This is a genomic window from Pseudoalteromonas ardens, from assembly GCF_030125445.1.
GTDB lineage: Bacteria > Pseudomonadota > Gammaproteobacteria > Enterobacterales > Alteromonadaceae > Pseudoalteromonas > Pseudoalteromonas ardens.
The window spans coordinates 1,252,897-1,277,063 of the sequence record NZ_JASJUV010000001.1 but is presented as its reverse complement, the minus strand read 5'-3'; the positions used below and the strand labels follow the sequence as shown (position 1 = coordinate 1,277,063).

The window sequence follows — 24,167 nt, the reverse complement described above, 5'->3', positions numbered from 1 at the left end:
TTTTTTAATGACTCATTCGTTTGGCCGGTTCTGCCCGACCGTGTTTATAAAAATTGTGCTCATAGTCTTTTTTTCACTCAGTATGAATGGTTGTGGAGGGGGCGGAGACTCGTCAGAAACAACCTCCAAAACACAAACTAGTAAAAGCCAGGATGATAAAAAAAATGATAATCAGGCGCCTCAAGTTGAAATACTCGGATTTTCTGAAATCTCCGAACAAAGTACATTTGAGTTATCCGCCAGAGCATCAGATAGCGACGGTCAGATAAGTCACTTTCAATGGCAGTATACCTCTAACGCTGAGCTCGTTTTATCCGATACAACCTCTGAGACCATTAGGGTAGAATTACCAGACATTGATACAGACACCACTGCTGATTTTACTGTTACGGTTACCGACAATTTCGGTAAGACCTCATCCGCTCATCACAGTGTTACCATCTTAAAGGTAACCGTTCCACTAACAGTTGCGATTTCAGGTGAGAGCTTGGCCGATGCGAACTCGCCAATGACACTTTCAGTACAAACAAACATAGCACCAGAAAATATCAAATCAATATACTGGCGCCATGACTCGAGTTTGCCGTTTTCGCTGCTTAACCAAGACACCAAACTAGTAACAGTAAGTGCACCAAAGCTTTCAGAGCAGGTAACGGTCAACTTCACAGTGACAGTTGACCATATCGATGGTGCTAGTTCATCAGCAACACATGCTGTGATTTTTGAGCCAGCTCCAAACATGCAGCCAGTCGTATCAATCACAGGCCCTACAGAGATAACCGAAGGTGCTATATTATCACTACAAGGTCAGGCAATAGACCCCGACGGTGACAGCATCTCTGTTATGTGGACGCATAACTATGACCAACCCCTTGCACTGCAAAACCCGGAGCAACCCGCGCTGTCTGTAACAGCACCAAATGTAATGGTAAACACGCCTGTTGAATTTACCCTGACAGCCACAGACGCCGAAGGCGAAACGCAAACTGCCACCCATAGTGTAACGATCGTCGCATTACCAAATGCTTTACCAACCGCTGAGATAGACGGACCAAGCGAAATCCAGGAACAAGAAACTGCACTATTTAAAGCCCAAGCCGAAGACTCCGACGGTACAATCACTCAATACACTTGGTCTTATTCATCGGATCTTGCTCTTAATGTCAGTGGAGAAAATACCTCACAACTTTCTGTCACTACACCTGATTCAACCAAAGATCAGGATGTTGTACTCTCATTAACCGTTACAGATAACCAAGGTGCTACCTACACCACCTCGCATACTCTAACAGTCACCGCCTTACCAAATATTGCGCCAGCAGTACAAATTGAAGCACCCAGTGAAGCTCAGGAGCGCACTGGGATAACGCTTACAGGGAAAGCATCTGATCAAGATGGCGAAGTTGTTTCCTACAAGTGGCAACATGACGAGACTGAGAACCTGATGGAAGTAGGTATGGACTCTGCGACACTCTCCGTACAGCTTCCGGAACTCAGCAATAAGCGGGATATCACCTTTACCCTAACGGTCACAGATAACCAGGGTGATCAGTCTGTGCTCTCACATGTTGTATCAGTACACCCGAATACCATAGGCTTAACACTAAAGGGCAAAGTGACCGACGAGCCCATTCCGTTTGCTCAGGTTGTATCACATATCGGCGATCAAGTGTTCGAGACACAAGCGAACGAGCAAGGCGACTATGAACTGACAATTTCAGTAGATGAAACCGCAGCTGAGCAGCTGGTTAGACTAGAAGCAACAGGCGCAGGAACACAAGCCCATGTAGCGCTAGTATCGCAAATGAGTTCAGTTGAACAACTACAATCTGCCGCTGGTGATGATGCCACCGTGACAAGCGCTGACATGTTCGATGTGAATATCACTAATGTAACAACCGCTGAATATGCCTTGTTGCAATACACTGAAAATCAATATAGCACCGCAGATGCGCTGTCTAACGCACGCAAACACGTGGATATGTCAGAAAAGCTGAAGCTCGCCTCTGTGCTAAAAGCCACAATAGATCACGGTATAGCGCTGCCAGAGGGCATTGCATCAACACGTGTTTTATCAGAAAACCGCCAGCAGTGGGAAGCGCTGCAAGCCAAGCTTGAAGCTCAACAACCCGAATTACTGAACCAGATAGAGCAGGACATTAAAAATGACAACAACCTGGTTAACGCTCACCGGTTTGAGCCATTCGGCCACCAGTACCTGAAAGAAGCCGGTTTTATCGACGGCTTTGGTTTTGAAATGATCTTTGGCACAGACAATACAGGTACCATGCTATACAAAGGGATTATTCCATTTGAATGGCAGCAAGAGGGGCAAAATATCATCGTCAAACTTGACGGCGAGATTGAAATCTATGGAAAACGCTTGTATGGACAGCCAGACTTTTATTCATCTGAATTCACTCTGTCGGCCTTTGAAAGTGGTGAAAACGCTACGGCTGTAACCGTTGATTTTGTTGTATCCAGTCAAAACTTATATAACTCTGCAGATAAGACTTCATTTACCGCAGAACTCATTCAGGTAGATCAGCTACCGACACCTGAACTCCCGGCTCTGCTAGGCAACTGGTCTCTCAGTTATTACGGTAGCAATGGTAAAGAAGCCTATTTCCATGTTGAACTGAAAGACAATTCAGAAGCAGTGATGTACAAACACAATATGGCGTTAGTATCACAGTGGTCTTTAACGGGTAATACGTTATTAATAAGTAACAACCTGTACGACCTCGAGTTTACTATTATCCGCGAGTCAAAGCTCGGCTATACTTTAATGGCCGCCTCCTACGCAAAAGGCATAAAAACACAAGTCCCCGCTACGCTTATTCGTCACCAGAATATAGACTTCAATGACTTTGACTATCAAAGAACCTGGAAAGAGATAAAATCCAAACTGCCTAAAACTCAATTCCAAATTGACGAAAACGATGCCTTCCATTTTCGTTGGCACCGAGACATAGCGGGTCAGAAAGTTGCAGGTAAGCTCGAGTACTATGACATGTATATGCTGAATGGCAAAGGAACCCAATACTGCGATACAACACACCCTGAATGTACTAGCTACGTGACCTATGGCTTTGAACTGCTGTCAGTGATCAACGACACCATAGTGGTTAAATATTCTAAGAACTCAGCTTGGGACAAATTTGAAAAGGTGAAGATCTACAAACTATCAGATCAGACCTGGCAATTTGCTCAGTTCGATAACTCATTTATTTCTAGCTACGGTATTGATGATAAATACCCACCCAGAACAGCTCTTTATGCGCTCCAAGATGGTCGTGTGAGTACTATCAGCAATCGCCTGCGCTGTCCGGGCACTGTTAGCCCTGTTTTCCTGTGTGGCAGCGTTCTCGTAATTAATGGTGCAGATCACTACGCGAATATTGTTGACGGTGTCATTGAACTGCAAAATATTGCAACGGAAGAGACCTCCTATCTGTCGATCATTTCAGAAGACGAGTCGGGTATCGAATTATGTCATATTTCCACAGCAGCGGCGTGTTCGGAAGATAACATCATCCGCTATACTTATCAGCGCCCGCCGTTAACCATTACAACCCAGCTCAAGGGAGACGGCAGATTAACTTTGCCTGCTCACCAAATTCGTTACAAAGAAAGTTTTGTGGTGGAAGTAGAACGTCTGAATGACTCTAACCTCCTGAGTATCTCAGGTTGCAATGGCAAACTCATTGATGATGTAGCTCCCCTGCAATACCATGTTCAAACCCCGACTGAGTCGTGTGAGATCAGTGCGCACTTCTCCAGCCGCAGAGCACATAAAGAAAATACCCTACTGGTGGCCACACAATTGGACCTCCTTGTACGTGACGACATGCCTGCTGCCTGGTACTACGAGGTAAACGAGGATAACACAGGTACATTTTATGGTTTGGGAGAACAGCGTGAGTTCACCATTGAGCAAACTGATGGCGATACTTTCACATTCAACTTCACGAATGACGGCCAATTACCAGTACAAACCACCAGTACTACACAGCATACAATCGACGGGTTTACTATCAGCTATGGACCCGATGGGACACACTTAGGGTGGCTTTTCTCTGAGCCCTATACCAATTTCAGACGAGTACAAACCGTTCAGCGCACAATCGATTTACCGGATCTCAACATATCCAGAGAGTCTCTCATTGGCAGCTGGGCTCTGGCGTATGCCAGTGATTCGCCAGGCTACACACAAAACACGGTAGAACTGACGTTGAATGAAAATCACACGGGCGCAATGTATACAGGTAAGGACTCAGAAGACCAGCGCACAATTGACTTAACATGGGACCTTACCACGCAAGGAATTGTCCACTTGTACAGCAGCGAGCTTGCAGCCTCTGCCAGTTTTAAGTTGTATGAGAAAAAAGAAGGTGGATTTGCATTTGCAGCTTACGATGTACAAAGTGATACAGATGCACATTACCATACACACTGGTTCCGTCACGGTGCAGGTCTGCTTGTGTCGAAACAAGTTACGCCTGTTACATCAGAGCAAGTAACAGGGAAATGGCGTTATTTAATGGCTTATGAAGATCAAGGTTTCGAGCTCTATTCGGACGGCGCATACAGAACCGGTCAGTACAACGGGGCAGCCACAGCAGCGATTGATGAAAGTACACTCGTCGCATCGGCCTGGTACAATCGCAACTTTCATAGCTATGACCCCTATTGTGACCCAGGCGAAGCTAAATGCCAGTCCAAAAAAGTGGGGGAGTTTAAGATCTTCAGCGTATTTGAAAATTATCTTTATGCACAGATAAAGAACGAATCCGGTCAGTTTGTATTCAGGCCTGTCAGGTTTGATCCCACACCACAACTAGAAAGTTTTGCAGAGTACCTCGAAGATAATGCCGCTTTCTACGAGCTTGATACGCCCAATCCGAAGAAGTGGCAATTTGTCAAAAAAGAAGATAATGGGAAGCAATTCAGGATAACATCTGAACAAGGTACAGAGTATTATACCCACTATATAAGCGGAGGAAGATTAAGCCTATTCAACTTTGCTCGCAATGAGCAAACCGATTATCGAATCATCGAAAGTGATCAAGACAGTATTACTGTGTGTCCAAAATATGGTGCAACTTGCACTACAGATGAATTACGGGTGCTTTCGTACAAGCCTCCGCGTATTCATGTAACACTTGATATACCCGAAGATATTGAGTTTGATCTCAATACCTCAGATGGTTACATGCAATTTGGTCAACCCTTTGAGCTGCTGCTCTCCCACGACCGATATGCCGACACCTATTTTTCTTCATTCGAAGGATGCGGAGTAGTTCGTGCTCAGTCCAGGTCTCACTTTGTCGAATTCAAAAATGAGTTTGTCACTGAGACATGTACTTTTAAAGTCACGCTCTCAGAAAAACCTGAGTCCAACGCAGAGCGCTTGGGCATTACAGCCCCCTATATGAAGATCTGTATCGACCATTACCGAGATTATTACATTGAGCACTCCTCAACCCTACAATGTAGCTCAGGTCAAAGTGACGTCACTGACCTTGAGGGGTTAGAAAAGTTTCGCTATCTGGAAAAGCTGAACCTGAAAGCCAATTTCAGTCAAGCCGCACTAGATACTGTCTCAAATTTAACACTGCTTAAAGAGCTAACCCTGGTGGGGAATGACTCACCAGGTATCGACCCAGGTCAACAGTTAGACCTTAGCCAAATGGGCAAACTGAGATCCATTTCTATAGATAGACTTTCTTTGAGCAGTCTGGCACTTGAAGAAGACAACTGGCTTTCCTCATTATCGCTCACAAATTCTCAACTTGATGAATTGGATTTGTCCGGTTCACCTTTTCTTAAATCGTTGAATTTAGAAGGTACTCATCTCACCAGTATAAACTTACAGAGAAACAAATTTCTTGAAAGATTGCGAGCAAATAACAGTCAACTAGCTGAAATTACGGGAGTTACCGAAAAGCATAAACTGGCTCACTTGGATCTCCAAAGTGCTCAGATTGAATACCTTGATCTAACTAACTTTGTTAACCTGTACTATCTAAATCTTGATGAAAACCCCATTTTAGATTTGGATATTAGCCCGGCAAAAGCACTCCAAACCGTTAATCTGCGTAAAACTCCGTTGCGGTCGCTGTTAGCCACAGAAGGATCAACGGTCACCTCGTTAGATTTAACCAGTTCAAAGCTAACACAACTGAATACAAGCCAAATGAAACAATTAACTCATCTGACCGTCGAGGGATCTGACCTGTCTGAACTGGACTTGACTAACAACATTAAACTTCGCAGCTTAGAAGGTTCAGCTGGAAAACTAACGCACGTTTCCTTCCCTGCCACTACTGAAACTTTTTGGTTAAATTACGATTTATCGGGTAACCAACTTAGTTCCGTCACAATTCCCGCAGATCTGGTCATTAGTAAATTAAACTTGTCTGATAACCCCCTCAAGGAGTTTACAAGCCAAGGAGGCGCAGAAAGCCTAAAGCTAAACAACACGTTAGTTGAAATATTGGATCTGAACACCATGAGTGACTTATATTCGCTGGATGTTACTCAAACACCACTGTCTGAGTTAAAGATCCCCGCATCCCTTAATACCTTGAGAGCAACCAGCACGGCTATCACACAATTGCATATCCCAGCCAACAGCAAATTCCGTTATTTCTCCTTTAGAAATAATACACTTAGCTCAATGACGGGGCTGGAAAATATATTGACTGACCGGCCAAATGACACTGCAACTTTCTATCTGAAAGATACCGAAGTTGACAGCACCTTGTTGCAAGCACTGGAAGCACATGAAAAGATCAGAATAGATATAAGCGCTTACAATTAGCCCTGATTGAAATGGCCTGACGCAAACAAATTTACATCAGGCCAATTCAACTCTTTACCACATCAGCAGCTAATAGATGAATACACTAAGGAAATAGCTTCGGAAAAACAGGATTTAAGCAGAGCTTTAGATATTCAGAAATAGACCCAGTCACCAGTCAGAGGAAAAGAGGTGCTAACAACTTCTTATGTATTCATCACTTGCGTGCCATGAACCCACAATGCATCTCTTACTGCCCAATTTGTCAGACAGTATATACCGGCTCCGATCCGAAGCCGGTATGACAATCAACTCACAAACTTCATTCCATCTTCAACCAAATCAGCCCTTCGCAAACGTAGCGCGTGCGGCGTGTAGCTTTTTATAGCTGTCGATCAGGCGCAAGTGCTTATCCAGGCCTTCCAGTTGCATGTTGGTCGGTGTCAGGCCATAGAACTTCACATCACCGTTAATTGAGCCAATCACCGCATCCATCACTTCTTTGCCGAACATACGGGTAAAGCTGTGGATGTAGTCTTCAATTTCCAGCTCTTCGTCCAACGCTACTTCCAGCGTGGCGTGCATTGCCTGGTAGAATAAGCCGCGCTCAACCGTGTTGTCGTTGTATTGCAGGAAGGTTTCAACCAGCTCAATGGCCGCTTCAATGTCGCCCAACGCCAGATAGATAAGGATCTTCAGCTCTAAAATGGTCAGCTGACCCCACACTGTATTCTCGTCGAATTCAACTCCGATCAGCGTGATAATATCGATATAATTATCAAGCTGACTTTCTTCAAGACGATTAACCAAATCGGCTAGTGCTTCGTCTTCCAGTGAATGGATGTTCAGAATGTCTTCGCGGTATTGCAGCGCTTTGTTGGTGTTATCCCAGATCAGATCTTCTGCCGGGTAAACCTCAGAGTAGCCAGGCACCAAAATACGACAGGCGGTGCCCATATCAGTAAACTCTGCAACATACGCCTCTTTGCCCAAATCTTTAAGAATGGCGAACAGTTTGTCACACTCTTCTTCGTTAGTGCCCGTGAAGTCCCACTCCACAAACTCATAATCGTGCTTGGCACTGAAGAAACGCCAGGAGATCACACCAGTTGAATCAATGAAGTGCTCAACAAAGTTCTCCGGCTCAGACACTGCCATGCTGTTGAACGTAGGTTTTGGTACGTCGTTCAGACCTTCGAAGCTGCGGCCCTGCAACAGCTCGGTCAGGCTGCGCTCCAGCGCAACTTCCAGGCTTGGGTGCGCACCAAAAGAGGCAAACACACCGCCCGTTTTCGGGTTCATGAGGGTCACACACATCACCGGGAACTGGCCGCCAAGAGAGGCATCTTTCACCACAACCGGGAAGCCCTGCTCTTCAAGCCCTTTAATGCCAGCAACAATGCCCGGGAACTTAGCCAGTACGTCTTCAGGCACGTCCGGCAGCACAATTTCCTGTTCAATGATCTGCTTTTTCACTGCGCGTTCAAAGATCTCAGACAAACACTGCACTTTGGCTTCAAACAGGTTGTTACCGGCGCTCATGCCGTTACTCAGAAACAGGTTTTCGATCAGGTTAGATGGGAAATAAACCGTTTCACCGTCGCTGTGGCGCGTGTAAGGAATAGAACAAATACCACGCTCGATATTGCCTGAGTTGGTGTCAATCAGATTAGAGCCGCGCAGCTCCCCTTCCGGATCATAGATTTCACGCGTGTAGCCATCCAGGATCTCAGCAGGTAACTCATCGTTGTCGCCCGGCTTAAACCACTGCTCATTGGGGTAATGAACAAATTCGGCATTGGCAATTTCTTCACCAAAGAACTGGTCGTTATAGAAAAAGTTGCAGTTCAGTCGCTCAATAAATTCGCCCAGCGCCGAGCACAGCGCGCTTTCTTTAGTCGCACCTTTACCATTGGTGAAACACATCGGCGATGCGGCATCACGAATATGCAAAGACCAAACGTTAGGCACAATGTTACGCCATGACGCTACTTCGATTTTCATGCCCAGATCAGACAAAATACCCGTCATGTTGGCGATGGTCTGCTCTAATGGCAGGTCTTTACCCAGGATGAAGGTGCTGGCGTCTGAGTCGGTGTTTACCATCAGCATAGCTTGCGCGTCGTCATCCAGGCTCTCTACCGCTTCAACCTGGAATTCAGGTCCGGTCTGGATCACTTTTTTCACAGTACAACGGTCAATTGAACGCAAGATGCCCTGACGGTCTTTCTCAGAGATACTCTCTGGCAACTCAACCTGAATTTTAAAGATCTGGTTGTAACGGTTTTCCGGGTCAACAATGTTGTTTTGCGCCACACGGATGCCATCGGTCGGAATGTCACGCGCATTACAATACACTTTCACAAAGTAAGCAGCACACAGCGCAGACGACGCCAGGAAATAGTCAAACGGGCTGGGTGCCGAACCATCGCCTTTATAACGAATAGGTTGGTCGGCAATGACAGAAAAATCATCAAATTTGGCGTCAATTCGAAGATTATCGAGATAATTTACTTTGATTTCCATAGGAAAGAGTCCGGTGTATTGCGATCGAAAACCCCTATTGTACTTGAGGTTGCAAGACGGCGCCAATGCTGATGACACAAATAACCCAACCAGCTCAAATTAAGTTATTAAATACCTATTATTGGTCGTAAAGGCATGTTACTTTCTTGGCAAATAAACTCTTCAGACAACACATGAGATAACAAGGATTTATTATGCGCAGCTATGTGTGGTTAGCACTTGGTTTAGGTCTTTTCTCTGGCTCAGCATTGGCCAATAACGGCTTTGGTGTCACTCTGTATGGTGGCAAAAGCAGCAATCAGGAATTGCATACCAGTAAAAAAGCAGTGGTCAATCTGGCCGATGAAAACCACTTTGGTATCAGCTTTGATCGCTACCTGAATAAAAAACGCTATGGCCTGTTTTACAGCATGCTGGAAACTGAATTTGAAGATGCGCCAATCCAGAAAGTGGATATGGAATATTTGATGTTTCAAAGCGCCATAGATGTGAATATCACAGATAATCTGGACAGCTATATCGGTGCGCAGATCGGTGTAAATAAGGTAACACCCAATTTTGAAGAATCAGATCACTTTTTTGCTGCGGGCTTTTATGGTGGCCTGAAATATCATTTAGGAGCCGGGTTCAGCGCGCAAACAGAATTGCGCTGGCTTGCGTCTTCTATCAAGAATTCGTCTAAAGTACGCTGTGATGGCAGCGATGAAGACGTCTGTGCCTGGCACTTTGATGGCGACGTACTTAATCAATTCCAGCTGAGCCTGGGCCTGACTTACCGTTTTTAAAAGTTGGCCAGCAATACTATTAGCCCCGGCTCTATGGCCGGGGTGACACTGTAATTGGCCATGTTCAAGTCAAATAACTGCCCACGCTTACATAGTTACAGCGTATTTTTAAGGTGCTCTATAAACAACCGGGTTTTACGGGGTGTATAGCTGGCCTTAGGATAATAGGCCCAGAGTTGTTTTACCTCAGAACGAATATCCGGCAATATGGGCACCAGCGCACCAGATCTTAACTCCCGCTCAATATAACTGGGCGCGATAAACAGCAAACCAATTCCCTGCACTGCCGCTTTCAAAATGGCATCGAGATGATCGGTCACAAAATTATAGTTAGTAAATTCAAACAATCTGCCATCTTCAAGTACAACACCACCAATTTTATGATAATAGCTACTCAGTAACATCTTATGATGTGCGAGGTCTTCAACACTGGCTATTTCATCGCAGCGCGCCAGATATTCCGGGGCCCCAAACAGCTGCATTTGATAGTCAAACAGCCGGGTGCCTTTGTGTGAGACTGAATCAAACGACTCGTTATAGCGGGTGATCACTACATCGTGCTGTAGATCCGGCGGCTCTCCCGGAGCCAGTACATTCAGGTGAATGGTGATCTGCGGATATTGCAACAAAAACTGCTCAATTTTGGGCATTAATACACTACTGCCTACCGCCTGTGTTGCCGCGATTTTCAAACTGCCCTGCAACTCGCATTGTTCAGATTGTGCGGTCTCCACCAGTGCCTCAAACTGAGCAAGCCAATCTCTGGCACGAGGAAAAAAGTGCTGCCCCTGCTCAGTCAGATTAACCTGTCTGGTGGTGCGAATGAACAAACTTTGCCCCAGATGCCTTTCCAGCCAGTCAATTCGTTTACTCATAGCAGATGCCGAAACCCCTTGATGTTCCGCCGCTTTAGTGAAGCTGCCCAGCTCTGCCAGAACGCAAAAACTGCGTGTTGCCGTTAACCAATCCATTTAATTAATTCCTACAAGGAAATAGTATTTTAATTATTACCTTATTTTTAGGACAATGAAAGCGGCGTATAGTGCCCGGGTTAAATTTACTTCACGCTGGAGTGCCCGTGCATCTATTTACCATGCTTGCTGTTTTACTCATGTCCTGCTCTCAGCTGGTCAGCCAGGTGTATATGCCTGTTTTGCCAGATATTGCAGACAGCCTGATGCTAACCAATGGCATGAGTCAGGCAATGATAATCAGTTATTTCATTACGCTTGGCGCCTCTCAACTGATTGTTGGGCCGCTGCGCGACAAGTACGGTGATCGGCCACTGTTTATTGCCGGGCAAGCCATCTTACTGGCAGGTACACTGTTATGCGCCGTTGCACCAGACAGCACCACCTTTTTACTCGGACGAATTTTGCAAGGTGCAGGCTCTGCTTCGCCGGTGTTAATCAGCCGCACATTACTGGCTCAACGACTGTCGGGGGCCAGATTAAAAAGTGCCATGGCAACCGTGGCCATCTCGGCCAGCGTCACTGCAATTATTGCCCCCCTGCTCGGCGGTATGTTGAGCAGTTGGTTTGGCTGGCAGGGCTTGTCACTGGTACTCATTACATACTATCTGTTCATCACCATATTCGGGCTGAGTCTGCTCAAAGCCAGCGAACCTCAACCTTTTGTGATTAACCCAATGAGCCTGGTTCGGCACTATCAAAATATGGTGCGCTGTCAGGTCTTTTTATCGCTGGCCAGTCTCAAATGGGTGCCAACCTTTTTGTATTTGACACTCCAGCTGCATTTGCCGTTTTTACTACAGGACCGCTTTGGCTTTACCACCAGCCAGACCGGACAAGCCATGATGCTGCCTATGGTTGGTCTTTTGTTGGGCGCTGTGTTTGCTAAAGTCTTACAGCGCCACGTTAGCTACATGAAAATTGTTTTGTGGCTGTGGCCTGCACTATTACTGAGTGCACTGACCTTCGTATTAGCCAGCGACAACGCCATAGCGATATTACTGGCCTATGCCGCCATTATGTTGGTATTTGGCGGATATTTTCCAAGCTATATGCACCTGATTGGCTTACTGCACCCTACTCACGCGGGCACTGCAAATGCTTTGGTCGGGGCAATTGAGTTACTGATATTTTCTGTCATTGCCTGGCTGGTGAATCAATGGCTGCCAGATAACACGCAAGCCATCGCGCTACTGATCGCTGTGTGCGCCGCTTTGTTGCTACTTTGCTGGCGTACTATCCGTATTCAGCGACCTCATTTTGAACACACATAAGTATAATATTGGGATCAATCATGTTCGAAAAACTCCACTTTAACACTGCCCGATTTACTATCCGGCCGCTTCAGCAAAGTGACCTTCATGCCATTTACGAGAGCAGGCGTAATCCGGATACCTCCAGGTATATTGGTGAACCAGCGACACTAAAAGATGCTCAGGACAGAATTGATCAAGCAACAGCCCCCTGGCAGGCAAATGAGCATGAAAGACTGCTGCTGGCCATCATCAGACGTGAAGACAATGTGCTGGTCGGTGAACTCATGTATAAGTTTTTGTGCCATAACGCCAAAACAGCCGAAATCGGTTATCGTCTGAATGAAAGATTTATCGGCCAGGGTTATGCATTTGAAGCTGCAAACGGGCTGATTGAAGCTGCCTTTGAGCAATTTGGACTCAATAAAGTCTGTGCATTTTGTGCTGTCGAAAACCAGGCTTCCTGGCGCTTAATGGAAAAGCTCGGCATGCAACGTGAGGCCCATTTACGTCAGCACTTTAAATTTAGTCATGGTTACTATGATGGCTATATGTACGGCCTGCTACGTAGTGAACATATCATGGCAGCAACAGCCTGATAAACGAAAAAGGCACCCTTATCAGGTGCCTTGACTCATGGAAGGACCCATGAAGATCGTTGCGTAAAAATACAAAATTGGGAGAAGAAAACTGTGTCAGGATAATGTCCTACTGACTAAATTCCTGCTCCGATAGTTTGCCGTCGCCATTGCTGTCCAGCTTATCGAAAATGACCGTCAATGTATCCGAGCCCGCGGCTTCCGACTTAGAGATATACCCATCGCCATTGGTATCAAAAGTTGAAAACGAACTGTCCGTAGCATGCGCGCCAATACTGGCTGCCATCAAAATGGTGCTTAACATAAGCTTGTACATATCAAGTTCCTCATAAATGCTTGTTAAAGTGTTTAAATTCTTTGGCACTCAGCGCGCCATCCCGGTTTGTATCCAGGCGTTTAAATGCGTCAGCGACCAGAGAGACCTTAGCTGCTTCTGAGCGACTGATCAGGCCATCGCTGTTATCATCCAAAAGTGCAAAATCGACTTCAGAGGCAAACGCTAATGCACAGGTAAACATTCCCAGGGTCAACGCAAAAACGTATGTAATTTGCATATTAAATCCTCCGGTTCAAACGCGACTTAGCCGTTAAACTCAGAGAACTCTTTTCTGCTCAGCAAGCCATCACCATTGCTATCCAGCACTTTGAACTGACCCATTAGCGCGGAGTTTGCCGTCGCCTCATTCAAACTAATGGTGCCATCACCATCCGTGTCATACTTTTCAAAACCATCGCCTGCAATTGCCTGTGTCGCCAACACCGTCAGGGCCATAGCTGTCATCATTGTCATCGCTGTTTTCATCATATTTTCCTTCTGTTTTTGAATGTGTGCTGCCGCGAAACTGTTCTGAGCTTGCTGGCTGCATTTGACAGGACTATTCCAACTTTGGTGCCAGATTTAATTAGATATTAATTTTCAATAAGTTAGTTTTAACTGGGTAAAAAAGTTCAGGGGACATTAAGGCGATTCGTTGCTAAATGGCGACAAAATTCAACTCGCGTTTTTAGCTTACTATTTAAAATCAGTTACTTATAGCTGTCGCTAATTGGCAACAGACAATTAAAAGCGCGCAAACTATCAGGCTCTTTATGCTCCATGCCAGCTCAGAATTACGCTCACACACGCCACTCAACCCCTTTTTTTCTCAGGCATTGTGGAAACAGGCACTTATGGCATTAATGCTGGCCCTGGTTCCTCTGTTGCTGTTGACCTTGTGGTTTATTCAGTCAGTTGCCTATCAGCAACATAGAGTTCAGGATATTTATACTAATAATCATAAAGTTAAATCAGAATTCAATGAGCTAAAAAACGCCTTTCAGGCGCTTCAGAAAGCACAACAAAACAATCAGTTACTACAAAGCGAACAATTAAAAATAAGCATTAATAAAAGCTGGCAGGTGCAAAAAAATGGGCTTATATCACTGCTTACGCGACTTGAGAAAGATGCATCTGTTGCTAATTGGCAACACCTGCTCCAACACACCCAGACGCCAGACAGTAATACCCTGTCGGCACTGGTCAACGCCCTGACTCGCCAGTCACAACCGCTTCAACAGACCCTGGATAAACAGCTGACGGATGCGCTCTTGCAACAAAGTCTCATCCGGCAGCGTTTTTTAATTGGGCTGAGTATTCTGTTGCCTGTCTTAGTCGGCATGAGTATCTGGTTGATCAGGCGGATCTCCCGTCAGCTATTTCAGCTGGAGCGAGCCATAGAAATCATTGGTGAAGACCGTTTTACTACGCCAATCCAGCTGGCAGGCAGCCGCGAGTTTAGCCAGCTGGGTGAGCGCCTTGAGCAATTGCGTCAGGAGCTGGCTGCCAGCAAACATCAAAAAGAAACCTTTTTACGCCACGTATCACACGAGCTAAAGACCCCGTTGGCCTCGATTAAAGAAGGCACAGACTTACTGAATACCGAGCACCTTGGGCAGCTCAATGACAAACAACGACGCGTAACCGATATTCTCCACGCCTCTGTCGCCAAGCTCACTCAGCTCATTGAAGACCTGCTTACGTTTAGCGCTGCCAGTCACCCGCACAGCCAACAGGCACGCTGCAGTGCCCGGGCAATCAAAGCGCAACTGGAAGACCACTTTGCACAGCGGCTACAAACGCGAGATATCCGTATTCACTGGCACTTTGAGCAGCAGTTAACAGACTTACCTGAGCTACCAGTCAAACTGGCTCTGACACACCTGCTCAGTAATGCAATTCAATATACACACAGCCAGATCCGCATCGACTTTCTGGCTACCCCAAGCCACTGGCAGATCAGTATCCGGGACGATGGACCCGGGCTCGATCCCCAGGAGGCTAATCACTTATTCAAACCCTTTGTCAGAGGCCGCCACAGCAAAAAAATAGCGGGCAGTGGACTGGGCCTGGCCATTGCGCATGAATGTATGAGCCAGTACGGTGGCCAGTTACAGTGGCAAAATACCCGGCCAGGCTGCGAATTTACTCTGACACTGCCCAAACACGGAGAAAACAGATGAAACCCCTCTTTTTAATCGTGACACTCGTTATCAGCCTGAGCGGTTGCCAACTGAGTCCAACACAGCAAAACACCCACTTTGTCGGGCCACGTAAAACGCTTGAGCCGGAATACGCCTCTTTGGCGCTGCTACTGCAACGCTACCTGACACTGTGTCAAAAAAATCAACTTGTTGAGCAACAAAAGCCTGACCCCTATATCGGTCAGGCCGCTATTGAGACCTTCATACACAGCTACTGCAATACCGTGTCAACAACCAGACAGTTGCAAGCAATTGCAAAGATCAAACAAAGTCAGCACTGGCCCCAACACTACCATCTGTGGTTCGATACCCTGAAACAACAGACACAGGTGCTGCGGGGACAAAAGATCCGCTTGCATCGTAGCAACGCCAAATTGAGCCAGATCCAGACGCAGCTGACCCAAACCAACCAGGCACTACTCACGCTCAAACAGGAGCTGGCCGACATCGAGCAGCAAAGGCTTCAGGACATTCCCCTGAATGCCCCCCTTCAAACACCATCGGAGCAGCCATAATGTCCTATACAACCCCGTCTATCTCAGATACTCACACGGTCTCTGTTTTGTTGGTCGACGATGACCCGGCATTAAGCGAACTATTGGCAATACGCCTCGAAAGTCATGGCTTTGACGTCACCCTGGCCAGCAGTGGACATGCGGCCCTACGGCAACTGGCAAATGGGCCCGTTGATGTGGTGATCACCGACTTACGTATGGAACATATGGACGGTCTGGCACTGAACCAGAAATTACAAGCTCAATACCCAGGCCTCCCCGTGGTCATGATGACTGCGCATGGCTCGATCCCCGATGCTGTGGATGCCATTGAACAAGGGATCACCGCTTTTATTACTAAACCAATAAACAGCGAAGAGCTATTAGCAGCGATCGACAAAGCATTACCTGAACACAGAGCGACACAGCTCACAGACCCCGATAACTTTCATGGCTTGTATCACCAAAGCCTGAGCATGCGCCAGCTGGTACAGCAGATTAAAGCCATCGCGCCCAGCCAGGCCAATATATTGATCCAGGGGGAAAGTGGCACGGGTAAGGAAGTCACCGCACGCGCCATTCATCTGGCGAGCAGTCATTCTCAGGGCCCCTTTATTGCCATCAACTGTGGTGCCCTGCCCGCACATTTGCTTGAATCCGAGCTGTTTGGCCATAAAAAGGGCGCATTTACCGGTGCAATTTCGGATAAACAGGGGCTGATCCAAAGTGCCGATAAAGGCACATTATTACTGGACGAAATAGGAGACATGCCGCTCGATCTGCAGGTAAAACTACTACGGGTATTGCAGGAAAAAACGGTCCGCCCTATCGGCGGCCAGCATGAGCAAACGGTTGATGTGCGTATTCTCTCGGCCAGCCATAGAAACCTGGCGCAGGCTGTCAGCGAAGGAAAATTCAGAGAAGACCTGTATTATCGCCTCAACGTTGTAGCCATTCAGTTGCCTGCGCTGCGTGAGCGAGTTGAAGACATTCCCCTACTGGCAAATTTGTTTATCAAGCAACTCGCCGCTGGACAAAAACGCCTCTCTTTGGACGCCACAACGGCGCTGTTAAGGTATGCCTGGCCAGGCAATATTCGTCAGCTACATAACGTAGTTGAATACTGTGTGGCAATGACACCCGGCAAATTAATCACTGCAGACACTATTATCAGCGCACTGCCAGAACAAGATGACAAGCAAGGCTTTGTCGGACTGAATGACGCTAAGCGTCAGTTTGAGCGCGATTATCTGATAAAAGTGCTCGCCCTGTGTGAGAACAGTGTCCCTCAAGCCGCCAAACTGGCTCAAAGAAATCGCTCAGACTTTTATAAGCTAATGAAAAAACACGATATAAAATAAATTAGTAAAAACATTTGACCAATTATTATGCATGCGCTTAAATGAATATGAAGGCAGGCAAGGAGTGCTTAGCCCTTCAATCACAGGGCCACTTCTTAGTTTTGGTACGTTTGAGTGAGCCTGGTTATTTATCAATATCATACAGGGATTGAAAATCTATGATCTCTAATACAACAAAAACTGGATAACAACATGAAAATAAAGGTAAAGAAAACCAATTTAAAACGCCTTTCGGAGTCTAATTCACTTCCTCAGCAGGCGACGCCGCAAATCGCGGGTGGCGATGTAGCCGCCTCATTATCAGGCAAAATTTGTGATATGTTTTCCTTGTACCACTATTGCCGTTAAGCCAAAACAGAGTTCTGAGTTCAGAACTCTGCCTTGTTCATAAAGCAGCACTCCTCTCAGCCGTGCCCCTTGTCCTCCCGTGCAAAGTTTGCAATAGTATCTTCGAATTAATGTCATAAATTGACATCACATCAGAGCAACATGCTCCGTTCACAACTACACTATTATTAGAATAAAAAACGAGGTGGTTGCCCATGAGAATGCGTAAAAAGCTGATCCTAAGCTTTGTTATGACCGTTATCATTCCTATTCTTGCAATATCCATCATGAGTATCTCGCGCACCAAACAGGAGTCACTGGACCGATTCTTAGAGACATCGGTTAACGAGATCAGACAAATTGAGAATGCATTTATCATCTTTTTTGACCAGATGAAAAGTAATGCCCGATTCTTAGCGCAGAGCAAAACGGTCCAGTCGGTGAGCAAAGACACCACAACCTATCTGGGCGCCGAAAAGATGATGATGCCAGACGCTTCCGGCGAGGCTGAGGCCGCCATCTTCGATCTGTACACCACTTTTGGTAAAACCCACCCCGAACTATTGTTTGTCTATCTCGGCACCCGAGAGGGCGGCTTTATTCAGTATCCCGCGGAGCCTCTTGGTAACTACGACCCGCGCAAGCGACCTTGGTATCAGCAAGTTAGTTCAAGTCCTTCTCAGGTAATTATCACTGAACCCTATCAAGGCGTCACCGGACAGGCGATGGTTTCCGTCGCCACCGGGATAATGAAAAGCGGCGAGATGCTGGGCGTGCAATCTCTGGATGTAACCTTATCGACACTCACGGACATTGTGAGCAACATCAAACTCGGCCAAACTGGCTATCTGTTGCTGCTCGACAATCAAGGGACGGTGCTGGCAGATCCGAAAAATGCTGACAGTAACTTTAAGAACATTCGTGATTTGAATGACGCCCGGTATCAGGCTATACGAAACGCGGGAAATGCGCCTTTCATTACGCTGGAGTATCAGGACAAAGCCTTTTATGCCAAGTTTTATCGCTCTGAAGAGCTGGGCTGGACCTTTATCGCCATCATTGAAGAAGATGAGATCCTCACTTCGTCTTATAACATGACCTATAGCATCAGTATCATCGCAGTCATCATGCTGGCGCTATTTGTGGTCATTGCCATTGTGCTGGCCAACAAAATCGTTTACCCCATTGAAATGGTATCGGACGGGCTAAAAGAAATTGCTCAGGGTGAAGGTAATTTGTCAAAACGGCTCCAGGTCATTGGCAATGATGAAATAAGCGAGCTGGCAACCTGGTTTAACCAATTCCTCAACTCCATTAATGCACTGGTGAAAGACATTCAGGGCAATGCACGCACCCTGAATAGTGAAGCCCAGAGCTCTCAATCGCGGATCAATGATATTCGTAATCAGTGCCGTCATCAGGAAAAAACATCGCAAACCGCGACGGATACCACGCAATCCATGGCAAGCATGGCCATGACAGTCAGCGACAACTGTGGTGATGCACTCAACGAAATCTCAACGACGGAGCAACACACCCAGACTGGTAACCAGATGATCCAAAGCACTGTGGCACAGGTCGCTAAACTTAACGACTCTCTGGGCGACTCAGCGACGGCCATGAGCAAGCTTGAAAATGAAAGTAACAACATCACCAATATTCTGGAGGTGATCCGCACCATTGCCGAACAAACTAACTTGCTGGCCCTCAATGCCGCCATTGAAGCGGCCCGTGCCGGTGAGCAAGGCCGGGGGTTTGCGGTTGTGGCCGACGAAGTACGAACACTGGCACAGCGCTCTCACGACGCCACTCAGGATATTGAACAGGTATTAACTAAGCTGATTGAGCAAACTCGCAGTGTGTCTGAACGCATGACAGCCAGTGTTGGTGAATCAAAACATGCCATTGACCAGTCGGAGCTGGCCCATCAGGCATTCGATGATATTGCCAGCTCAGTTTCCCGCGTTAAGGGGATCATTGCTGATATTTCCCAGCAGGCCAATGCGCAAGGGCAGGCTGCCGAGGACACCCAATCTCGTATTCACGGTGTAAGTCAGTCAGTGCAACAAGTGGGCGACTCTGCCGACGCACTGCATACAGGTGCAACACAATTGGTTGAGCTGGCCCACAACCTGGATCAACTGGTTGACCGGTTTGATGTCGATGACTGAACTAAAAATTCTGCATACCCCTCCAGCTCCCTTGGAGTTTAGCGCGCTGCGCGAAAGTGCAGGCTGGCAAAATCCTACGCCTGCTATCATTGCGGCCAGCATTACGGCGTCACTTTACTGGGTGCAGTGTCGTAAGGCAGATAAATTGATTGCCTGTGGCCGGATTGTAGGCGACGGGCACATGTACTTTTACATTCAGGATGTCATTGTGCACCCGAGCCACCAAGGCCAGGGCCTTGGTCATCTTATTATGGATAATATAGAGCAATATCTGGCGGCACATTGCCAAAGCGGCGCGACCGCCGCTTTGCTGGCTGCAACTGGCAAAGAAACCTTCTACCAGCGCTACGGCTATTCACTGAGAGACGGCGAAAAACTGGGATTAGGGATGTGTAAGTTTTACTAAAAATCAATAGATAAAGAATGTCCGTTCCCGTACAGGGTAGCAATGTGCTATCACCCTCATGTATCCTCTATCAAATAATTTAAAACACCACCTACTATAACTTATCAGTTAATGAGGAATCTTGGATGAAAAGGTTATTACTTTTAGTATTAACGATGATAACGTCAATGAGCTACGCCAACCCTTTGGCAGGCACCTATACCATAAAATCGATTCGGGTAAGTGACGCAACAGGCTACACTTATGTTTATACAACAACACCAGTGGATCACAAAAACACCAGTTGCACCGAAACTGATTCTTTCGCAATCAGTCGAGATGCCAAATCATATGACCATATTTACTCTTCATTGCTGGCAGCTGGTGCCACGGGTAATCAAGTCCAGATTTGGGTTGCATACGGCAACGGAGAGTGTTTAAACAATCGACAAAGAATTGCTTTAACGGAAATCAAGTTTTAATTGCAATTTGATAAAAGAGCCCTTGCTAACAGGGCTCTTGTGCTTTACATGTGAAATAAACGCCCTTCGACCAAGCTAATTAACATCTTCGACGTTGTCTTTATAATCTCATCTGTGCTCACCATTTTTTTGTCTGAACTGACCCGGTGTCATGCCTGTTTCTTTCTTAAATGCCTTATAAAACGAAGAACGCGCATTAAATCCCACCTCAAGGGCAATATTCAACACCGATTCATCGCTGCTCAACAGGCGGGACTTCGAAGCCTTGATACGCCAGTGATTAACAAAATCAAAGAAGTTCATCCTCAGCGTTTCATTTAAAGCCTGAGACAGGTAATTAGGTGATATCCCACTTGCCTGTGATAGCTTTTGCAGAGTCAGATCGGCATCCAGATAAAGTTCGCTGTTTTGCATAGCCTGCGTAATTTTTTCAACTATCCGTGTAGACTGAAGCTCATCCAGTGCGGATTTATGGTACTTGTTCCCTGTCCTTTCACTACGCGATAAGCGCGGAACGTCGATACTAACAACTTTGCTATGGGGTTGTGATTGAAGTATTGGCGCGCTCTGCTGCATTGCAAAAAAGGTCACGCTCCAGATAAGCACCAGTGCAACAAACACTTCGGCGCTGCGCGACAGTAGTGCATGATCAAATAGGCTAGATACAAAAGCTGACACCAAAACAAAAACCCAAATACAGACGGCGATATAAATAAGCTTTCTGATAACAGAGATCTGGGGACTGTCGAGATTAGAATAACTTTCTTTTAGCTGCGCATTGAATCTGGCCAGACGCCTGATAACCACCAGTAGCGTAAACCCGCATTCAATCAGCCATAAACACATCAAAGCCAACATCGCACAAGCCAAAACCACAACATACGGACCCGCTGGCATGTCATCTGTCACGAACAGTGCTCTGTGATGCTGCGCAGGCAAAAACGCAACCGCGCCGGAAATCAGCACGGCAGGCCAGAACAAAACAAACTTGCTTAACTTAGCTCTGTTAAGTACCCATCTTTTTTGTGTAGTAATACCTTCAATGTACAAGCGAAGCGCCGGACACAACACAAAGAGCATGGGAAAACCCAAAACGGTATATACCTGATACCAGTTGGGTAAAAACACCGGCACGATAGCATTGAGCGCAAGTACTCCACTGGCACAAAGAAAAAGTACCAAAGGCATACGATAAACACGTGTCGCTCGCGGGAGCAGCAACACGGGGACACTCAACACAATTTGTCCAATGAGCATCGCAATCAGCACCATCACGATAGATTCAGTCACCTAACCCCCCTGACATCAAAATAAACTTTTCCATAATATTTTGTTTTATCTGCTTTTAAATTTCCCTTCCCACCAAGACTGTCCGCGCCTTTACGCCAGGACGACGTATCCCCACAAAATGACTAGTCTGACGATAACCTGGATAAAACAGGGCATATGCCTTTTGGCACACCTTGCAGGGACATCCAATATGACTTAAGGAATCGCTTATGACAAACGCAATTTTAACCACTAGCGCATCACAGGATAAAAGCACTCGCATCAAAATCGCGACACTGTGGCTGTTAGTTATGCTGAATATGATTTATGCCGATATTTTGGCCTTTGTTTCAGCCTTTATCACTCCGGGGGTAATAGACACACTGATGAGCGGCTACTCAGGCTCGGTTAAACTCACCCAAGAGTTAATTTTGGTCTCAGCCATACTCATCGAGATCCCCATCGTGATGATTTTCCTCTCCCAATGTCTCAGCTATCGATTAAACCGCCTATGTAACCTAGTGGCTGTCCCGTTAACTTTCCTGTTTGTACTGGGTGGTATTGAAACGGATCCTTTCTACCTGTTTCTGGCATGCATACAGCTCACTCTGCTTTTAAGCATAGCCTGGATGATCATCCGGTGGCGAGCACCTGAAGCGGCAGTGTTAAGCACAGCTCAAAGTTGAATCGATCGATGACAGGACTCTGAACCATAAACACCCAAGGATTCAGCAGATTACATTTGTATTTAGAACATTTAAGAAGGAAACAGACTCATGAAAAGCAAACTGCTTATTCCCCTTACTCTGCTTGTTTATTGCAACATAACCACAGCCAGTGTTGAACTGGGCCAGGCAGAATTCGACAAAGGTAATCTGCGCCTTGCGCAATCCATTTTGTCGCAACAGCAAACCTCTGATTATCAAAAATCACTGCTTCTGGCCCGCATAGCACTTAGAAGCGATCAGGACGAAACGGCACTGCAACACTTAGAAGCAGCCATAGAGCAGCACCCAAACAATCCGGAGCTCTATTTTGCACATGCCGAAGTCGTCGCTAAAATTGCCGAACAAGCCAGTATTTTCAGCGTGTCCGGTTATATCAAAAAACTCAAAGCCTCATTCATCAAAGCAGTTGAACTGGCACCGGACAATAGTGAATACCGCAGTACTCTGATCAAATTTTACATCAATGCGCCCAGCATGTTTGGTGGTGATAAACAGGCCGCTTTAACGCACATTCAGGCACTGGAAAAAGTCTCGCCCTTTGATGCTTTTCTGACTCGCTTACACCTGGCCGCTAAGTCAGATGAACCAGAAGAGTTCGCTCGCCTGATAAAGATAGGGCAGCAAAACTTTTCCGCCGATCCCCGCTTTTTTTATACTTTAGGCCAAATCTATCTTGATCAAGAAGAGCCTGAAATGGCGTTAAGCCAGTTCAGAAATGCAATTAACATGCAGGCAAAAAATCTGAAACAAGAAAAGGCTCGCTATCAGTCCATGGTGTTAATTGGTGCCTTAAGCCAACAACTGGAGCGCAATTATGACGAGGGACAGAGCGCGCTTCAGCAGTATCTGAATGAGGCAGCCCATCACTACGACCTGCCCGATAAAAACCAGGTCAAATTCAGGTTAGCTTCGATAGCCATGGCACAAAAGAAAACCACGCTCGCGCAGCAACTACTCAACGAAGTCATAACAGAAACGCTGAGTGAAAAGCTCAAGAAAAAAGCCCGCTCTGCTTTGAAAAAGTTAGCCAGGGCCTGAGCGCACTCTGCCAGAGGGCTTTAGAACGAGCCCTTTCTCACATCACAGCATCCCTAAAGCCAGCAATGCTCCTGAGCCAGTTCCCGTTAATATTGCGGGAATGGCATCCTTAAAGGTGTCATATCTAAAGTGAAAATAGCACGCCCCTATTGAGGTTAATAGTATCAATACAGAACCAAGCAGCATACTTTGAACGTGCTCGGTCAGAATAGAAAACACCATCAACCCGGCAGCAAGCGACTCAATGAATCCAATAGCATACATATGCTTCCTGCCAAGCCCATATCGCCTGAAAAACGCACTTTGTATAGTGAACACTCGTGTGCTCCAGGAGAATATCTTTTGAGAACCAGCGAGAGTGAAGAAAGTGGCCAGCAAGCCTGCGAGTATTAGCATAGAAATGTTCCTGACAAGTTAAAGTGGATGCATTTAAACATTCCAATACAGCATTAA

The 24,167-nt window shown here is 46.4% G+C and carries 20 protein-coding genes; 13 read left to right on the top strand and 7 right to left on the bottom strand.

The genetic code is table 11. The annotated features are described in order from the left end of the window. The first annotated feature begins 7 nt into the window (after positions 1 to 7). Positions 8 to 6,826 (top strand): PKD domain-containing protein, encoded by a 6,819-nt coding sequence (locus QNM19_RS04725; protein ID WP_284026394.1) that lies wholly within the window; start codon positions 8 to 10, stop codon positions 6,824 to 6,826. A 321-nt stretch (positions 6,827 to 7,147) separates the two neighbouring features. Here the strand turns inward: QNM19_RS04725 and QNM19_RS04720 are convergent, their stop codons facing one another. Beyond that, positions 7,148 to 9,331: an OsmC domain/YcaO domain-containing protein gene (locus QNM19_RS04720; RefSeq protein ID WP_284026393.1), complete on the bottom strand. Its 2,184-nt coding sequence runs from the start codon at positions 9,329 to 9,331 to the stop codon at positions 7,148 to 7,150. Between the two features lie 194 nt (positions 9,332 to 9,525). On the opposite strand from QNM19_RS04720, the gene QNM19_RS04715 reads away from it, so the two are divergent. Then, complete coding sequence (locus QNM19_RS04715; protein ID WP_284026392.1) at positions 9,526 to 10,116, top strand: outer membrane beta-barrel protein; 591 nt, start codon at positions 9,526 to 9,528, stop codon at positions 10,114 to 10,116. Positions 10,117 to 10,211: 95 nt separating this feature from the next. Here QNM19_RS04715 and QNM19_RS04710 read toward each other — a convergent pair whose 3' ends face one another. Then, complete coding sequence (locus QNM19_RS04710) at positions 10,212 to 11,087, bottom strand: LysR family transcriptional regulator (RefSeq protein WP_049864957.1); 876 nt, start codon at positions 11,085 to 11,087, stop codon at positions 10,212 to 10,214. Positions 11,088 to 11,194: 107 nt separating this feature from the next. Here QNM19_RS04710 and QNM19_RS04705 point away from each other — a divergent pair, with 107 nt between their 5' ends. Both QNM19_RS04705 and QNM19_RS04700 read left to right on the top strand, forming a co-directional pair. Continuing rightward, positions 11,195 to 12,361 (top strand): MFS transporter, encoded by a 1,167-nt coding sequence (locus tag QNM19_RS04705; RefSeq protein ID WP_284026391.1) that lies wholly within the window; start codon positions 11,195 to 11,197, stop codon positions 12,359 to 12,361. A 20-nt stretch (positions 12,362 to 12,381) separates the two neighbouring features. Beyond that, the gene (locus tag QNM19_RS04700; RefSeq protein WP_049864959.1) at positions 12,382 to 12,939 is read left to right on the top strand and encodes a GNAT family N-acetyltransferase; all 558 of its coding nucleotides are present in this window, start codon (positions 12,382 to 12,384) and stop codon (positions 12,937 to 12,939) included. Between the two features lie 109 nt (positions 12,940 to 13,048). On the opposite strand, the gene QNM19_RS04695 is transcribed toward QNM19_RS04700, so the two are convergent. Genes QNM19_RS04695 through QNM19_RS04685 form a run of 3 tightly spaced genes read right to left on the bottom strand, consistent with a single transcriptional unit; the run spans position 13,049 to position 13,744 of the window. Beyond that, positions 13,049 to 13,303 (bottom strand): EF-hand domain-containing protein, encoded by a 255-nt coding sequence (locus tag QNM19_RS04695; protein ID WP_284026390.1) that lies wholly within the window; start codon positions 13,301 to 13,303, stop codon positions 13,049 to 13,051. Further along, on the bottom strand, positions 13,266 to 13,493 hold the full coding sequence (locus QNM19_RS04690; RefSeq protein ID WP_049864961.1) for an EF-hand domain-containing protein: 228 nt from the start codon (positions 13,491 to 13,493) through the stop codon (positions 13,266 to 13,268). Before QNM19_RS04690 ends, QNM19_RS04695 begins: the two co-directional genes overlap by 38 nt. A gap of 26 nt (positions 13,494 to 13,519) precedes the next feature. Next, entirely contained in the window at positions 13,520 to 13,744 is a 225-nt protein-coding gene (locus QNM19_RS04685; protein WP_284026389.1) for an EF-hand domain-containing protein, read from the bottom strand. Between the two features lie 284 nt (positions 13,745 to 14,028). Between QNM19_RS04685 and QNM19_RS04680 the strand changes: the two genes are divergently transcribed. From QNM19_RS04680 to QNM19_RS04650, 7 genes are all read left to right on the top strand, one after another. Continuing rightward, positions 14,029 to 15,438 carry a HAMP domain-containing sensor histidine kinase gene (locus QNM19_RS04680; RefSeq protein WP_049864963.1) on the top strand — a complete coding sequence of 470 codons (1,410 nt, stop codon included), beginning with the start codon at positions 14,029 to 14,031 and terminating at the stop codon, positions 15,436 to 15,438. Next, entirely contained in the window at positions 15,435 to 15,974 is a 540-nt protein-coding gene (locus tag QNM19_RS04675; protein WP_049864964.1) for a hypothetical protein, read from the top strand. The genes QNM19_RS04680 and QNM19_RS04675 overlap by 4 nt, the downstream gene beginning before the upstream one ends. Continuing rightward, entirely contained in the window at positions 15,974 to 17,314 is a 1,341-nt protein-coding gene (locus tag QNM19_RS04670; protein ID WP_049864965.1) for a sigma-54-dependent transcriptional regulator, read from the top strand. Before QNM19_RS04675 ends, QNM19_RS04670 begins: the two co-directional genes overlap by 1 nt. Positions 17,315 to 17,506: 192 nt before the next feature. Then, the gene (locus QNM19_RS04665; protein ID WP_156202323.1) at positions 17,507 to 17,662 is read left to right on the top strand and encodes a hypothetical protein; all 156 of its coding nucleotides are present in this window, start codon (positions 17,507 to 17,509) and stop codon (positions 17,660 to 17,662) included. Between the two features lie 194 nt (positions 17,663 to 17,856). Next, positions 17,857 to 19,812, top strand: coding sequence for a methyl-accepting chemotaxis protein (locus QNM19_RS04660; protein ID WP_284026388.1), 1,956 nt, complete (start codon positions 17,857 to 17,859; stop codon positions 19,810 to 19,812). After that, complete coding sequence (locus QNM19_RS04655) at positions 19,805 to 20,218, top strand: GNAT family N-acetyltransferase (protein WP_049864966.1); 414 nt, start codon at positions 19,805 to 19,807, stop codon at positions 20,216 to 20,218. Before QNM19_RS04660 ends, QNM19_RS04655 begins: the two co-directional genes overlap by 8 nt. Positions 20,219 to 20,343: 125 nt before the next feature. After that, positions 20,344 to 20,679 carry a hypothetical protein gene (locus QNM19_RS04650; RefSeq protein ID WP_049864967.1) on the top strand — a complete coding sequence of 112 codons (336 nt, stop codon included), beginning with the start codon at positions 20,344 to 20,346 and terminating at the stop codon, positions 20,677 to 20,679. 108 nt (positions 20,680 to 20,787) lie between these two features. Here the strand turns inward: QNM19_RS04650 and QNM19_RS04645 are convergent, their stop codons facing one another. Beyond that, positions 20,788 to 21,969 carry a helix-turn-helix domain-containing protein gene (locus tag QNM19_RS04645; RefSeq protein WP_049864968.1) on the bottom strand — a complete coding sequence of 394 codons (1,182 nt, stop codon included), beginning with the start codon at positions 21,967 to 21,969 and terminating at the stop codon, positions 20,788 to 20,790. 209 nt (positions 21,970 to 22,178) lie between these two features. Between QNM19_RS04645 and QNM19_RS04640 the strand changes: the two genes are divergently transcribed. Continuing rightward, positions 22,179 to 22,634 (top strand): DUF6326 family protein, encoded by a 456-nt coding sequence (locus QNM19_RS04640; RefSeq protein WP_049864969.1) that lies wholly within the window; start codon positions 22,179 to 22,181, stop codon positions 22,632 to 22,634. Positions 22,635 to 22,724: 90 nt separating this feature from the next. After that, a complete protein-coding gene (locus QNM19_RS04635) occupies positions 22,725 to 23,714 on the top strand; it encodes a tetratricopeptide repeat protein (protein ID WP_049864970.1) in 990 nt (329 codons plus the stop codon). Positions 23,715 to 23,756: 42 nt separating this feature from the next. Here QNM19_RS04635 and QNM19_RS04630 read toward each other — a convergent pair whose 3' ends face one another. Next, positions 23,757 to 24,110, bottom strand: a complete 354-nt coding sequence (locus tag QNM19_RS04630) for a DoxX family protein (protein WP_049864971.1) — start codon at positions 24,108 to 24,110, stop codon at positions 23,757 to 23,759. Between the last annotated feature and the right edge of the window lie 57 nt (positions 24,111 to 24,167).